Origin of the sequence: Streptomyces sp. ISL-87 (assembly GCF_018614095.1) — a bacterium.
In the GTDB taxonomy this organism is placed as follows: Bacteria; Actinomycetota; Actinomycetes; order Streptomycetales; family Streptomycetaceae; genus Streptomyces.
In genome coordinates this window covers 44,403-58,657 of sequence record NZ_JAGGOY010000112.1, presented here as the reverse complement: position 1 = coordinate 58,657, position 14,255 = coordinate 44,403, and the positions used below count along the sequence as shown (strand labels likewise).

General features: G+C 72.7%; 12 protein-coding genes and 2 pseudogenes. 4 read left to right on the top strand and 10 right to left on the bottom strand.

Annotation, left to right across the window (positions count from 1 at the left end; all coding sequences use genetic code 11):
* The first annotated feature begins 134 nt into the window (after positions 1–134).
* The 3 genes from J7I97_RS33160 (at position 135) to J7I97_RS33150 (ending at position 3,102) form a co-directional block, all read left to right on the top strand.
* Positions 135–1,034: a RimK family alpha-L-glutamate ligase gene (locus J7I97_RS33160; RefSeq protein WP_214942661.1), complete on the top strand. Its 900-nt coding sequence runs from the start codon at positions 135–137 to the stop codon at positions 1,032–1,034.
* Positions 1,031–1,831: a RimK family alpha-L-glutamate ligase gene (locus J7I97_RS33155; protein WP_214942658.1), complete on the top strand. Its 801-nt coding sequence runs from the start codon at positions 1,031–1,033 to the stop codon at positions 1,829–1,831. The genes J7I97_RS33160 and J7I97_RS33155 overlap by 4 nt, the downstream gene beginning before the upstream one ends.
* Before the next feature lie 215 nt (positions 1,832–2,046).
* Positions 2,047–3,102: a zinc-dependent alcohol dehydrogenase family protein gene (locus J7I97_RS33150; RefSeq protein ID WP_214942718.1), complete on the top strand. Its 1,056-nt coding sequence runs from the start codon at positions 2,047–2,049 to the stop codon at positions 3,100–3,102.
* Positions 3,103–3,177: 75 nt separating this feature from the next.
* Here the strand turns inward: J7I97_RS33150 and J7I97_RS33145 are convergent, their stop codons facing one another.
* On the bottom strand, positions 3,178–3,675 hold the full coding sequence (locus J7I97_RS33145; protein ID WP_214942655.1) for a DUF3995 domain-containing protein: 498 nt from the start codon (positions 3,673–3,675) through the stop codon (positions 3,178–3,180).
* Positions 3,676–3,746: 71 nt separating this feature from the next.
* Here J7I97_RS33145 and J7I97_RS33140 point away from each other — a divergent pair, with 71 nt between their 5' ends.
* Positions 3,747–4,343: a TetR/AcrR family transcriptional regulator gene (locus J7I97_RS33140; RefSeq protein WP_214942652.1), complete on the top strand. Its 597-nt coding sequence runs from the start codon at positions 3,747–3,749 to the stop codon at positions 4,341–4,343.
* 58 nt (positions 4,344–4,401) lie between these two features.
* On the opposite strand, the gene J7I97_RS33135 is transcribed toward J7I97_RS33140, so the two are convergent.
* The 9 genes and pseudogenes from J7I97_RS33135 to J7I97_RS33100 all read right to left on the bottom strand — a co-directional run bounded on the left by J7I97_RS33135 (position 4,402) and on the right by J7I97_RS33100 (position 14,237).
* Positions 4,402–5,241 (bottom strand): PaaX family transcriptional regulator C-terminal domain-containing protein, encoded by an 840-nt coding sequence (locus J7I97_RS33135; RefSeq protein WP_214942649.1) that lies wholly within the window; start codon positions 5,239–5,241, stop codon positions 4,402–4,404.
* Between the two features lie 59 nt (positions 5,242–5,300).
* Positions 5,301–6,008, bottom strand: coding sequence for an Asp/Glu racemase (locus J7I97_RS33130; protein WP_214942715.1), 708 nt, complete (start codon positions 6,006–6,008; stop codon positions 5,301–5,303).
* Positions 6,009–6,087: 79 nt separating this feature from the next.
* Entirely contained in the window at positions 6,088–6,990 is a 903-nt protein-coding gene (locus tag J7I97_RS33125; protein ID WP_214942646.1) for a fumarylacetoacetate hydrolase family protein, read from the bottom strand.
* 16 nt (positions 6,991–7,006) lie between these two features.
* The gene (locus J7I97_RS33120) at positions 7,007–8,125 is read right to left on the bottom strand and encodes a cupin domain-containing protein (RefSeq protein WP_214942643.1); all 1,119 of its coding nucleotides are present in this window, start codon (positions 8,123–8,125) and stop codon (positions 7,007–7,009) included.
* Positions 8,122–9,126 carry a carbon-nitrogen hydrolase family protein gene (locus tag J7I97_RS33115; protein ID WP_214942639.1) on the bottom strand — a complete coding sequence of 335 codons (1,005 nt, stop codon included), beginning with the start codon at positions 9,124–9,126 and terminating at the stop codon, positions 8,122–8,124. Before J7I97_RS33115 ends, J7I97_RS33120 begins: the two co-directional genes overlap by 4 nt.
* 17 nt (positions 9,127–9,143) lie before the next feature.
* Positions 9,144–11,498, bottom strand: a complete 2,355-nt coding sequence (locus J7I97_RS33110) for an FAD-dependent monooxygenase (protein WP_214942636.1) — start codon at positions 11,496–11,498, stop codon at positions 9,144–9,146.
* Positions 11,489–11,842: pseudogene (locus tag J7I97_RS39245) on the bottom strand (acyl-CoA thioesterase); the annotation flags it as partial. The gene J7I97_RS33110 and the pseudogene J7I97_RS39245, both read right to left, overlap by 10 nt.
* 183 nt (positions 11,843–12,025) lie before the next feature.
* A pseudogene (locus J7I97_RS33105) lies at positions 12,026–13,636 on the bottom strand (AMP-binding protein); the annotation flags it as partial.
* 145 nt (positions 13,637–13,781) lie between these two features.
* Complete coding sequence (locus tag J7I97_RS33100) at positions 13,782–14,237, bottom strand: ATP-binding protein (RefSeq protein ID WP_214942631.1); 456 nt, start codon at positions 14,235–14,237, stop codon at positions 13,782–13,784.
* Between the last annotated feature and the right edge of the window lie 18 nt (positions 14,238–14,255).

Sequence of the window (14,255 nt, the reverse complement as noted above, 5' to 3'; positions counted from 1 at the left end):
GCGCACGCTCGCAGGCGTACCAACGTGCGCCTCCCCCGTACGGACCGATTATCACATTGCGGTCCATGACATCCTGTGACGTCACAACTCGCCGGACGGAATCGGCGGACGTCCGGGGAATATGGGGAAGGTCGATGAGGCTCTGCTTCCTGGTGGAGGAGCACTACCGCCACGACGGCATGCCGAACGAGGTGATCCGGCAACTGACCGCGTGGGGCCACCAGGTCGATGTGGTGCGGCCGGGCGGCTCGCTGCTGCACATGGCCGAGGTCGTCAGCGCGGGCACGCATGACGCCTGGGTCCTGAAAACGGTGTCCGGCGGGCCGGGGCTGACCCTGCTCGAAGCCGCGGCCGCGGCCGGGATGACCACGGTCAACGACGCCCGCTCCATCCGGGGCGTACGGGACAAAGCGCTGGCCGCCGCCATCGGACGCACCCGGGGGCTCCCGATGCCACCGACCTACGCGGCGGCGCGGCCGGAACTGCTGCGGGAGATACCGGCGGCGGAGTACCCCCTCGTCGTCAAGCCCGCCGACGGCAGCTCGGGCCGGGCCGTGCACCTGGTGTCCTCACCGGAGCGGCTCGAGACGATGCTCCCCGAGCTGGCGGGCGAGGGCATGCTCATCGCCCAGCCGTACGTGCCCAACTCGGGCACCGACATCAAGGTGTACGCGGTCGGCGGTGAGCTGTTCGCGACCGAGCGCTGCTCCCCGCTGCACCCCGACCCGTCGGTACGGGAGCGCCGCGTACCGCTGGCCGCCGAGGTGGCCGCGATCGCCGCGCAGGTGGGGGCGGTCTACGGGCTCGACCTGTACGGGGTGGACGTGCTGCTGGGCCCCGACGGGCCGGTCGTCGTCGACGTGAACGACTTCCCGAGCTTCCGTCAGGTGCCGGACGCGGCGGCCCGGGTGGCCCGGGCGGTACTGGGGCTGGCGCAGGCGGGCGGCAGGACGGCGGCGCCCTGCCCCCGGCCGGTCACGGCGCCCGTGTCGATTCCGTTGCAGGCGACGTCGGCGGCGGGCAAGCGCATATGAGGATCGGCCTGATCACCCCGGATGCCGGCCATCCGCTGCTGGCGGGGGCCACCGCGCTGCTCACCCCCGGGCACCGGGTGGAGGTGCTGGATCCGGGGACGGTGGACGGCGCTCCCCAGGCACCGGCCGACGTGTACCTGCTGAAGGCCCGGACGCCGCGGGCACTGGCGCTCGCGCGGGAGCTGGAGCGGCGCGGTGCCCCGGTGGTGAACTCGGCGGCGGCCACCGAGTTGTGCCAGGACCGCACGGAGATGGCGGAACTCGCCCGCAGGGCCGGTCTCCCCTTCGCCGCCACGCAGACCTTCGCCTCGTTGGCGCAGCCGGCGTCGGGGCCGGAGCTGTCCTGGCCCGTGGTCATCAAGAGCCGGCGCAGCCGCCGGGGCGATCTGGTGGCCCGTGTGGACAGCCCCGTACAGCTGGCCGGGTTGGCGCGGGAGTGGCCGCGGGAGCCGGTCGTGGTCCAGGAGTTCGCGCCCAACAGCGGCTGGGACCACAAGCTGTGGGCGATCGGCGACCAGGTCTTCGCCGCCCTGCGCCGCTCCGAACTCGCGCCCGAGGGTCGCGGTCCCACGCTCCCCCTGCCCGAACTCCCGCCCGGCTGGGCCGACCTGGTGCGCCGGGCCGGCGAGGTGTTCGCGCTGGACGTCTACGGTGTGGACATCATCGACACCGGCGGCGGCACCCCGCTGATCGTGGACATCAACGCCTTCCCCGGCATCCGCGGCCAGGCGGGCGCGCCGGAGGCCCTGGCGGCGCTGGCACTGCGGCGGGCCGGAGCGCCTCCGCCCCGGCGCTGACCCGCCTCCGCTCGCGCTCGCGCCCTCGCGCTCGCGCCCTCGCCCTCGCCCTCGCCCTCGCCCTCGCCCTCGCCCTCGAAACGCATACCCGGCATCGGGCGCGGCCCTGAGGGGGAAGCCCTCGTCTGCGCCGGTGTGCTGGCCCTGGCCCGGACGCCCGCCGGGGCACCCGAGGAGTAGCGTGCAGGGCAGTCGAGCGAGGGGCGGTGGTCGTGATGCGCGCGGTGGTGTTCGAGCGGTACGGGCAGCAGGCCGAGGTCATGGACGTGCCGGAGCCGAGTCCGGAGGCGGGCGGGGTCGTGGTGCGGGTGGAGGCGACCGGGCTGTGCCGCAGCGACTGGCACGGATGGATGGGGCACGACCCGGACATCGTGCTTCCGCATGTGCCGGGGCACGAACTGGCCGGGGTGGTCGAGGCGGTGGGCGGCGACGTCCGCAACTGGCGGGCCGGGGACCGGGTCACCGTGCCGTTCATCTGCGCCTGCGGAAGCTGCGCCGACTGCGCGGCCGGTGACCACCAGGTGTGCGCGCGGCAGACGCAGCCCGGCTTCACGCACTGGGGCTCGTTCGCCGAGTATGTGGCGCTGGACCATGCCGATGTGAACTTGGTGGCGGTGCCGGAGGAGCTGTCCTTCGCGACGGCGGCCGGGCTGGGCTGCCGGTTCGCGACGGCGTTCCGCGCCGTGGTCGCCCAGGGGCGGGTGGCGCCGGGCGAGTGGGTGGCCGTACACGGCTGCGGCGGAGTGGGGTTGTCGGCGGTGATGATCGCGGTGGCGGCCGGGGCGCGGGTGATCGCCGTGGACACCGCGCCCGGTGCGCTGGAGCTGGCGCTGAGGTTCGGTGCGGCGCACTGTGTCGACGCGAGCCATGGCGGTGCGGCCGATGCCGTGCGGGAACTGTCCGGCGGCGGGGCGCATCTCTCGCTCGACGCCCTGGGGTCGCCGGTGACCGCGGCGGCGTCGGTGGCCGGGCTGCGCAGGCGCGGGCGGCACGTGCAGGTGGGGCTGCTGCCGGTGGCAGCCGCCGGCGAAACGGTTCTGCCGATGGAGCGGGTCATCGGATGGGAGTTGGAGATCCTCGGCAGCCACGGGATGGCGGCCCACGCGTACCCGCCGATGATGGAGCTGGTCAGGGCCGGCACTCTCAGGCCGGACCTGCTGGTCACGGGGACGATCCCGCTCGACGCGGCCCCGGCGGCCCTCGCCGCGATGGGGACGGCGCCGGGGCGCGGGGTCACCGTCATCCTGCCCGGATCACCGGCGCGGGCCTGAGCAGCGCGGGCCTGAGCAGCGCGGGCCTGAGCAGCGCGGGCCTGAGCAGCGCGGGCCTGAGCGGCGAAGGCCGTCCTACCGGCCCTGTCGCCGGGTGGCGGTGCGGCGGGCGACGAATCCCGTCAGTCCGGCCAGGGTCAGGCAGAGCGGCGAGTACAGCACCAGGTCCCAGTGCCGGTGGGCCTCCGGCGCGTCGCGCAGCGCGAGCCCGGAGGCGACCAGACCGCCGGCCCCGCGGGCGGCCAGCACGCCCGCGAGCGTCCACAGCCCGACGCGGTTGAGCTTCTCCGGGCCGACCTTCCGGGCGATCCGCCCGTTGCTCAGGACGAGATACCCAGCGGCCCCGAGGAGCGCCGCCACGCCCAGGGTCAGCGGAGCCGAGGGCAGTTGATCCTCCGTCACCCCGACGACCGTCTCGGCGAACTCGGCCGCCGACTTGAGAGGCCACGGGTCGACTGTCCAGAGCGCGTGCAACGCGCCCGCCGCGATCAGGCCGGTGGCCGCGACCCCCGCCGCCGCCTTTACCCCGGCTTCAGCGCCGTCTTCGCCGGCCACGTTTTCGTTGGTGAGCATGGCGCGATCCCCTTCCCCAAAGGAGTTCCATACAGTTCTGTATGGATAATCCATACAGTAGCGTACGGACCATGGCCAAGGGGAAAGTCACCAAGGACGACTGGACGATGGCGGCGCTCACCGCGCTCGCCCGGGGCGGCGTCGCCGCGGTGGCGGTCGACGTGCTCGCCAAGGAGCTGGAAGTCAGCCGCGGCAGCTTCTACTGGCATTTCAAGAACCGTGACGCGCTGCTCGTCGCCGCGCTGGAGGCATGGGAACGCCTGGCCACCGGCGAGGTCATCGAGGCGGTCAACGCGGAGCAGGACCCGATGAAGCGGGCCAGGGCGCTGTTCGCCGTGGCGCTCGGGGACGAGGAGATCGCCGGCCTGGAACCCGCCATCGTCGCCCAGGTCGACCACCCGGCGGTCGCCGAGGTGCTGCACCGGGTCACCCGCACCCGGCTCGCCTACCTCACCGCGGTCTTCTCCGACCTGGGGCTGCCGCCGGAGACCGCCCGCCTCCGCGCGGTGGCCGCGTACGCCGCCTACCTCGGCTGGATCGAACTCCGCCGGGCGGCGCCGCAGTCCGCGCCGGAGACCCTGGTCGACGGCGAGGGTTCGGCGCAGGCCCTGGACCACCTGGTGGACCTGCTCACCTCGGGCATCTCCCGGCCCCCCGGGGAGAGCTGACGGAGCGGCGGCCCGATGCCGCCAGTGCGGTCGTTGAGGCGGCCGTCAGGGGCGGCCGTCAGGGATTGTCCGCGACATCCCGCAGCCCCGTGACCTCCCCGACGTGTCGCAGGCTCGGGTCGAGCAGGAGCGCGTGGAGCTGCTGGAAGACCTGGCGGGCCGCCACCGCGTTCCAGTCCGCCGGGAGCAGTTCGGTGGGCAGCCCCGGGTCGAGGTACGGGAGGCGGCGCCACTGCGTGAGCAGCGGCACGTAGTGGCGGAACGCCTCCGCGGGATCGGGTTCGGCCCCGGCCGCCAGGCGCGCGGCCACGGGTGCGTAGGTGTCCGTGAAGGCCGCGTACTGCGTCTGGATCGCCGGGAAGTCCCACCACGAGCCCACCACGCCGGGCAGGTCGCTGAAGGCGGCGTACTCGGCGGCGAACAGGTGGACGTAGTCGCTGAGGCCGAGCCGGACGAGCATGGTCCGCGCGTCCTCCAGCAGCCGGCCCGGCGCCAGCCACACGCCCGGGGCGATGTTGCCGAAGCCGAGCCAGGTCAGCCGGGTGCGCAGCTGGTAGCGCTGGTTGCGTTCGGACTCCGGTACGGAGAACACCGCCATGGCCCAGCCGTCGGCCAGGTCCGCCGGTTCCAGGCTGGCGAAGATGCGGCGGTCGCCCTCGTCGAAGACGGGCAGGACGGCGGGGCTCAGGCGGTACCCGGTGGCGTCCCGGCGCTCCGGTTCGAGGACGCCGCGCTTCTTGAGCCGCGAGATCGCCGAGCGTACCGCCGGGCCGTCCACATCCAGCTCTCCCATCAGCGTGATCAGGTCCGCGATGGAGATCCAGCCGCCGAGGCGGCGCAGGAACGCTCCGTAGACCGTGTTGATCAACGAGCTGGGCCTGAGGGGGATGTCCGACATGATCGCCTTCCGTTGTACGCGGTTGCGATCATATCGAGCCCCCCTCAGGGGTCTGCCGGTCAGGCATAGGCGCCAGAGAGCAGATGCCCGGCTCCGGGGGCCACGGCCGGGAGGTCCAGGGCGCGCAGCATCTGGTGGGCGGTGCAGACTGCCGCGGACACCACCGGCTTGCCCAGGAGTTGTTCGGCCTCCTCGATGGCGCCGAGCGAGGGCATCTGCACACAGGCCGACAGCACGACCGCGTCGGCGTCCGCGTACTCCAGCGCTCGAGCGAGGCCGGGCAGCTTCGCCGGGTCGTGGGCGGCCACGTCGAGGTTGTCCGGGATCTCCAGGGCCTGGTAGTCGAGGACTTCGATGCCCTCGTGGGTGAGGTAGTCCACCACCGTCCTGGTGAGCGGCCGCATGTAGGGGGCGAGCAGTGCGATCTTCTTGGCGCCGATGGTCTGGAGCCCGTGGACCAGGGCGCCGGCGCTGGTGACGACGGGGGCGGCGGCGCCGTTCTCCGCCGTGCGCAGGTGCAGCCGTTCCTCCGAGGTGCGGTGGTAGCCGAGTCCCATGCTCATGATGGCGACGAGGCAGGCGTAGCCGAGTACGTCGACCCGCGCGTCGGAGAGTTCCACGGCGCAGCGGTCGGAGTCGGCGTCCATTGCCTTGAGCTGCTCCGGGGTCACATGGGTCATGCGCATCCGGCTGGAGTGAAAGGTGAAGCGTTCTTCCGGTGCGACGCGCTCGCGGGCCCGGAGGATGGCGGGGACCTCGGTCTCCATGGTGACGTTGGAGCTCGGCACGATCTGGCCGATGCGGTAGGTGCGGGGCGACACGGGTACTCCTGGGTTCCGTAGGGGTTCAGCGGGCGTCGACGACGGGGTTGGTCAGGGTGCCGATCAGCTCGACGGTGGCCTCGACCGTGTCGCCCGGCGTGAGGAACTCGGGCGGGACCATGCCGGCGCCGACCCCGGAGGGCGATCCCGTCGCGATGACGTCGCCCGGCTCCAGGGTCACGCCGGAGCTGATGTCGGCGATGAGACGGGCGATGGGGAAGAGCATGTGCCGGGTGTTCGACTTCTGCTTGGTGACGCCGTTGACCCGCAGCGAGAGGTCGAGGGCCATGGGGTCCGGAATGTCGTCCGCGGTGACGACCGCGGGGCCGAAGGGCGCGTACGAGTCCTGGCCCTTGGAGAAGAACCACTGGCCGGAGCGCCGCTGGTCGCGGGCGCTGATGTCGTTGACGATGCTGAAGCCGAAGATGTGCCCGTACGCCTCTTCCTCGCTCACCCGGAACGCGGTGCGGCCGATCACGACGGCGAGTTCACACTCCCAGTCCAGCTGGGTGGTGAGGTCGGCGTTGTGCAGGATGGGCGCGCCCGGCCCGGTCACAGCGGTGGCGGGCTTGCTGAACAGCACCGGGCGCGGGGGCAGGTCCTTGTCGGTGTCCAGGCTGCGGCTGGACTCCTCCACGTGCTCCACGTAGTTCAGCCCGACGCCGATGATCTTGCCGGGGCGGTGCGGAGCGCTCAGGCGGACGTCTTCCAGCCGGTGCACGGCGTGGGCCGGCCGGTCGCCGTCGAGCAGGCGGCGCGCGGTGTGCAGGGCGGCGGGGCCGGCCTGGATGAAGGAGAGCAGGTCGTACGGGAGCGGGACGCCGGCGTGCTCGGCGAGGGCGCCGAGGTCGAGGACGGTCCCGTCCGTCTCGGCGCCGATCCGTGCGGCGGCGCCGTCGGCCGCGGTGGTGAAGGTCAGCAGTCTCATGGGGGCTCCTGGTGGCTCAGGCGGTGATGACGGGCTGGTGGCCGCCGTGGTCGGGGTACGCCTCTTCGCGGTGGAAGCCGAGTGAGCGCATGACGGGGAAGTCGTTGAAGGAGAACAGGCAGGCGTCCTCGGACTGGTCCAGGTTGTGGTGCTCGTGCCAGGCCCAGGACGGGACGCAGAAGACGTCGCCCTCCTGCCAGGCGAAGCGCTGTCCGGCGATCACCGAGACGCCGCGGCCCTTGGCGGCCGTGTAGATGACCGAGCCGGTGTGGCGGTGGGCGCGGGTGGCCTGGCCGGGGCGGAGCAACTGCATGTGGGCGCCCATGGTGGGCATCACCGAGCCGCCGGTGACCGGGTTGGTGTACTCGGCGATCACGCCGTCGTACGGGGAGCCCTCCGTGGCCTTGGCCAGACCCAGCAGGGCCTCGTAGGTGGGCTCCCACGGGAAGGCCAGCAGCGGCGAGTAGGGCCGGGTCCACTTCTGCGACCCGTACGGCAGCAGGTTCGCGCCGTAGGTGAGCACCGAGGAGTTGATGACCTTCCCGGGGGTCTGGTACAGCTCGGGGTGGACCTCGTAGAAGCCCGCGTCCAGGGCGTTGACGAGGGGGATGTCGAGTCCGTCCTGCCAGATGACGGGCGCGTCGTCGGCGTCGTTGCCGTGTTCGTGCCAGGTGCCGTTCGGGGTGATGGCGAAGTCGCGCGGGCCGACCTTGAGCTTCTGCCCGTCGACGATCGTCCAGGCTCCGGTGCCTTCGTGGACGAACCGCAGGGCGGCGGCCTGGTGGCGGTGGGCGGTCATGGCCTCCCCCGGGCCCATGATCTGCAGGCCGGTGTAGAGGAGTCCGGCCGCGGCGCTGACGTCCTTGCGGCCGGGGTTGACGAGCATGACGACGCGGCGTCCGGCGTCGTCGGCCTCGACGAGGCCCAGGGCCTTGTGGACCAGGGGGCGCAGCTCCTGGTAACGCCACAGCACGGGAACGGACTTGGGCTGCGGGTACCAGGGCTCGATGTCGTTGGCCACGGTCCACAGGGCGCCGGCCTCGACGGCTGCCAGTTCGCCGTAGTACGCGGTGAGTTCGGGGGTGTCGGACACGCGGGCGCGGCCGAGGGCGGTGTCGTCCTGCTCGATGGTCATGCGTCCTCCTCAGGAATGGCGGTCAGCGGGCTGCCCAGGGGCGCGGTGAAGGTCACCGGCGGGCGGGGGCGGTTGTCGACTTCGAGGCGGAAGATGTCGAAGCGGTTGTAGTGGCCGGTGATGTCGTGCATCTGCTTGGGCTGGATGCAGCGCGCGAGGTCGATCTCGCCGTACACGATGCCCTCGTCGTCGACGAGCGGTTCGGTGACCGGGCGGCCGTCCGGGCCGAAGATGCCGGACAGGGCGCTGCGCGGCCGCTGGAACAGCGCGCGCAGTTCCTCGTCGTCCCCGGCCAGGGTGTCGGTGATCTCCTGGGAGACCGTGGAGCAGGCGACGACGGAGAAGACCTTGCCCTCGAAGCTGTGGGCGGCGGTCCGGACGGCGATCGCGTCGGCCATGTCGTAGTCGGCCGGGGCGACGGGCAGGGCGATGTAGCAGGAGGCGTGGACGAGTTCGCCCTGCGCGAGGAGGGCGAAGCGGGCCAGGGTGTTGGTGTTCTCCCCGCAGGCGAGGGCGCCGAGCGGGCCGACGGGCGTCTGGTGGACGCGCAGCGAGCTGCCGTCGCCGCCTGTCCAGGTGAGCTTCTCGGCCCAGGTGGGCACCAGTTTGCGGTGCACGCCCAGAAGGGCCCCGTCGGGTCCGATGGTGAGCAGGGTGTTGTAGAGCGTGCCGAGGCTGTTCGGACCGCGCTCGTTGACGCCGATGACGAGGACGATCCCGTACTGGCGGGCCGCCGCGCGCAGGGCGTCGACGTGCGGGCCGGGGACGTCGACCGAGGCGCGGTGGAGGCGCTCGAACCAGGGGGAGCCCTGGACCGGGTTCATCGTCCAGTTCCAGTACGGGTAGCCGGGGACGAACACCTCGGGGAAGACGACGAGTCCGGCGCCGTTGCCGGCCGCCTCGGCGATCAGGGCGATGGCCTTGTCGACGGTGGCGGCGGGGTCGAGATAGACGGGAGCGGCCTGGACGGCCGCCGCCGTGAAGCGGGGAAGGGTGTCCATTTCGGGATCTCCGGTTCTCAAGGGGCGGCCGGGGCGGCGACGCGCGGACGCCAGCGCTGGTGCACCGGTGCGGCGGGCTGCCGCAGGAGTTCGAGGCGCGGCGGGACCCTGTCCGTGCGGGCGGCGGGCGGACGGCCGCTGCCCGCCTTCCAGGAGGGCGCCCAGGGCGCGGCCGGCCCGCGGTAGCCCTGGGCGGCGGCCGCGTGCAGGGTCCACAGGGGATCGTGCAGCTGGGCACGGCCTACGGCGCACAGGTCGGCCCGGCCGGCCAGGATGATCGAGTTCACGTCGTCGTACGTGGAGATCGCGCCGACGGCGATGGTGGGGATCGCGGTGGCGTTGCGGATCAGGTCGGCGTAGGGCGTCTGGTAGCTGCGGCCGTGTCGGGGCTGCTCGTGGGCGACGACCTCGCCGGTGGAGACGTCGATCGCGTCGGCGCCCGCCGCGGCGAGGGCGCGGGCGATCCCGACGGCGTCGGCCTCGCTCAGGCCGCCCTCGGCCCAGTCGGCGGCGGAGATCCGCACCACCAGCGCCTTCCCGGCGGGCCACACCGTCCGGACGGCGGTCAGCACTTCCAGCGGGAAGCGCAAGCGCCCGGCCAGGGTTCCGCCGTACTCGTCGGTGCGCAGGTTGGTCAGCGGCGAGAGGAACCCGGACAGCAAATGCCCGTGCCCGTACTGGAGTTCCAGGGCGTCGAAGCCCGCCCGGTCGGCGCGTTCGGCCGCGCTGACGAAGTCCCGCAGGACGGTGTCCATGTCCGCTCGGGTGGCCTCGCGCGGCACCCCGCTCCACTCGTCCCAGGCCAGGGCGGAGGCGGCGAGCAGGGGCCCGGCGGCCGCCCGGCGGCCGGCGTGGGTGAGCTGGATGCCGAGACAGGTGTCGGACTGGCTGTGCACGAATCCGGTGATGCGCCGCCAGGCGGTCTCCTGCTCGTCGGTCCAGAGGCCGGGGCACCCGGGGGCCGCCCGGCCGTCGGCGCTGACCGCGGTCATCCCGGCGATCACCAGGCCGGAGCCGCCGAGGGCCAGGGTGGCGAGGTGGACGAGGTCGAAGTCGCCCGGGATTCCCTCGACCGCGGTGGCCAGGGCGGTGGGCGGTACGACGACCCGGTTGCGCAGGAGCAGTCCGCCGAGGCGGAAGGTCCGGAACATCGGGGGCACGGCCGGAGAGGCGTCGCCCAGGGAGTTGACCGCGGTGTTGAGGGCAGCGTTGACGGAGGTGGTGACCGCGGTGTTGACCGCGGTGGTGAATTCCTCGTCGCGCACGCGCAGGTTGTCGTAGGTGACGCGGCGGCTGCGGGTCAGCAGGTTGAAGGCGAACTGGTGCGCGTCCTGGCCGGTGTACCGGTCGATGTTCTCGAACCATTCGAGGCTCGCCTGCGCCGCCCGCTGGGTGGACTCCACGACCGGCCTGCGCTCGGCCTCGTAGGCGGCCAGCGCGCCCGGCACGTCCGGGTGTTCGTGCAGGCAGGCGGCGAGGGCGAGGGCGTCCTCCATGGCGAGCTTGGTGCCGGAGCCTATGGAGAAGTGCGCGGTGTGGGCGGCGTCCCCGAGGAGCACCACGTTGGCGCGGCGCCAGGTGCGGTTGCGGACCGTCGTGAAGCGGAGCCACTTGGAATTGTTGGGGATGAGCCGGTGGCCGTCCAGGTGGCCGGCGAGGATCTCCTCGCAGCGCCGGATGCTGTCCTCGTCGCTGGTGCCGGGCGGGTGGTCGCGGTCGGCGAACTCCGCGAAGCCGGCGCGCCGCCAGGCGTCCTCCTCCATCTCCACGATGAAGGTGGAGCGGGTGTCGTCGTACGGGTAGGCGTGCACCTGGAGCGTGCCGAAGTCCTGCTCCTCGACGATGAAGGTGAACGCCTCGAACACCTTGTCCGTGCCGAGCCACATGTAGCGGCCGGAGCGCTCGTCGAGGTCGGGGCCGAAGGTGTCGGAGTGGGCGGCGCGGGTGGCCGACCGCACCCCGTCGCCGGCCACCACCAGGTCGTATTCGGCGGCGAGCAGGTCGGCGGGCGGGGCCTGGGTGCGGTAGCGGACGTCCACCGCCAGGGCGGCGCAGCGCTCCTGGAGGATCTGGAGCAGCCGCCGACGGCCGAGGGCGGCGAAGCCGTGGCCGCCGGAGGTGAGGGTGCGGCCCCGGTAGCGGACGTCGATGTCGCTCCAGCGGGCGAACTCCGCCGACATGGCCGCGTAGATCTCGGGGTCGGCCTGCGCGATGCCCTCCAGGGTCTCGTCGGAGAAGACGACCCCGAAGCCGAACGTGTCGTCGGGGGCGTTCCGCTCCCACACGGTGATGTCCCAGTGCGGGGAGAGCTGTTTGGCCAGGGCCGCGAAGTACAGGCCGCCCGGCCCTCCTCCGATGACTGCTACGCGCACTGGGTACCTCCTGGGATTTTCGGGATCAGTTCCGGGGCCTGCGGGCCCGCCTTGGTGAGGACCTCGCGCACCTCGGCGGGCCACGGGGTAGTGCCGGTGGCGCGGGATGCCGAGTGGGCGACGACCATGCGGCCGGTGGCGGCCTCCACGCCCTCCTCACCGTGGACGGTGAAGGCGTAGTGCAGGGAGCTCGCGCCCACCTTGGTGACCCTCAGTTCGGTGCGCACGATCTCGCCGAACCAGAGCCGGGCACGGTAGTCGGCCTCGAAGTGGACGCGGGGCGTGCTGCCGAAGAGGTGGGACAGCCCGAGGCGGCGCAGCAGCACGGCCTCGGCCGCTTCGACCCAGCGCACGACGGTGGAGTGGTGGTAGTGGCCGGCCGCGTCGGTGTCGGGCCACTCGACCCGGCCGTCGACGGCCACGCTGGGCAGGTGCGGGACGAGCGCCTCGGGACATCCGGCGGCGCACCCGGCATCGGGTGCCGCGGAGGCCAGCGCCCCGTCGCGTGACGCGGAGGCGTGCGCGCGGTCGCGCAGTTCGCCGCGCTGGAGCTTGCCGTTGGCGGTACGCGGGAGTTCCGCGACGAACTCGACGGCGCGCGGGTACTTGTACGGCGCGATGGCCTGTTTGACGTGGGCCTGGAGTTCGCGGACGGTGGCCTCGGCCGCCGGGATGCCGGCGCGCAGGACGACGTACGCCTTGACGAGCATCCCGCGCCGCTCGTCGGGGGCGCCCACGACAGCGCATTCCTCGACGAACGGGTGCGCGGCGAGGGCCTTCTCGACTTCGGGGCCCGCGATGTTGTAGCCGGAGGAGACGATCATGTCGTCGCTGCGGGCCACGTACCAGAAGTAGCCCTCGGCATCGCGGATGTACGTGTCGCCGGTGATGTTCCACCCGTTCCTGACGTACGTCGCCTGGCGCGGGTCGGACAGATAGCGGCAGCCGGTGGGTCCCGTGACGGCCAGCAGGCCAGGCTGACCGTCGGGCACGGGCTCGCCGTGCTCGTCGACCACGGCGGCGCGGTATCCGGGGACGGGCCGGCCGGTGGAGCCCGGCCGGATGTCCTCGTCGGCGGCGGAGATGAAGACGTGCAGCATCTCGGTGGCACCGATGCCGTCGATGATGCGCAGGCCGGTGGCGGCGTGGAACTCCTCCCACACCGCGGCGGGCAGTGGTTCGCCGGCCGACACGCAGCGGCGCAGGCCGGCCAGCTGCCCTACCGCCCCGGCAGCCATGATCGCGCGGTAGGCGGTGGGGGCGGTGAACAGGACGGTGACGCCGTGCGCCGCGACCAGGCCGGCGAGCTGCTGTGGAGCCGCCTGCTCGATCAGCAGGGTCGCGGCCCCCGCGTACAGGGGGAAGACGACCAGCCCGCCGAGGCCGAAGGTGAAGGCGAGCGGCGGCGTACCGGTGAAGACGTCGTCGGGGCGCGGTTTGAGGACGTGCCGGGAGAAGGTGTCGGCGTTGGCGAGGACGTCGCGGTGGAAGTGCAGGGTCGCCTTGGGCCGGCCGGTGGTGCCGGACGTGAAGGCGATCAGGGCCACGTCGTCCGCGGCCGTCTCGACGGCGGCGAACCGGCCCTCCTTCTTCGCGCAGCGCGCGGTCAGATCGGTGGCGCCGGTGCCTCCGTACGGGAGAACGGGCAGGTCAGGGAGGGTGGGGACGTCGGCCGCGTCGAGCTCTTCGACGTAGCGGTGATCGCACACGGCGACGGCGGGCCGGCTGATCTCGCACAGTTCGGCGAGTTCGGCGGCACGCAGCAGCGGCATCGTGGTGACGGCGACGCCGCCGGCCTTGAGCACGCCGAACCACGCGGCCACGAGCCAGGGGTTGTTGGGGCCGCGCAGCAGGACGCGGTTGCCGGGTTGGAGGCCGAAGTCCTCGGTGAGCACCTGGGCGACCTGGTTGGCGCGCTGCTGTAGCTCGCCGTAGGTCCAGCGCTCGGTCGGGGTCAGCAGACAGGGGCGGTCGGGGCCCCAGCGCTCGACGGCGTCGTCGAGTAGGCGCCGGGCGCAGTTGAGCCGGTCGGGATAGGCCAACTCCGGCAGGTCGAAGTGGAGTTCGGGCCAGACAGGGAAGGGCGGAAGCCTGTCGCGGCAAAAGGAATCGGCATGTGCCGAGGGGGAGAGCTCCATGGGGCGGCACCTCAATCAGGGAGCAGCGGGGAGATGGGCCAAGTATCTCGATAATTTGGCGCCCGTCAATATTTCTCGATATTTTGACTCGGCGCCGACACTTCGGAGGCCCTCCGCGACGCTTCCGGCCCGCCCCGGGCACGGTTCAGGCGGCGGGGACGCGCACCCGGACGGACTTGCCGAACTCGTCTGCCGTGACGGCGAGTTCACCGCCCGCCTCGACCGCCAGCAGGTGCACGAGCAGCAGGCCGCGGCCAGCCTCGGCATCCGGGTCGGCCTCATCGGAAGAGCCGGGCAGCCGCGGCAGGGAAGGCTCCGCGTCGGAGACCTCCAGCTGGAGCCACCCGCCGCCGAAGCTGACGCCGACGCGCATCCGGCCGGTGGCGGCGGCCGCGTGCCGGACGACATTGCCGACGAGCTCACTGACGGCCAGCAGCAGGGTGTCCGCGGCATCGGCGGCGATCCGCCAGCCTTCGAGCACGGCGCGGACGCGAGCCCGGACCTGCGGGACGGTGGCCGCGGTAGGCTCGGCGGCCCAGTGGACGAAGCTCCGGGCGGGCGAGGGGCTACAGGGGGCGGGCTGAGCGGCGGCGGTGAGCATGACGTGCTCCCAGAGGGG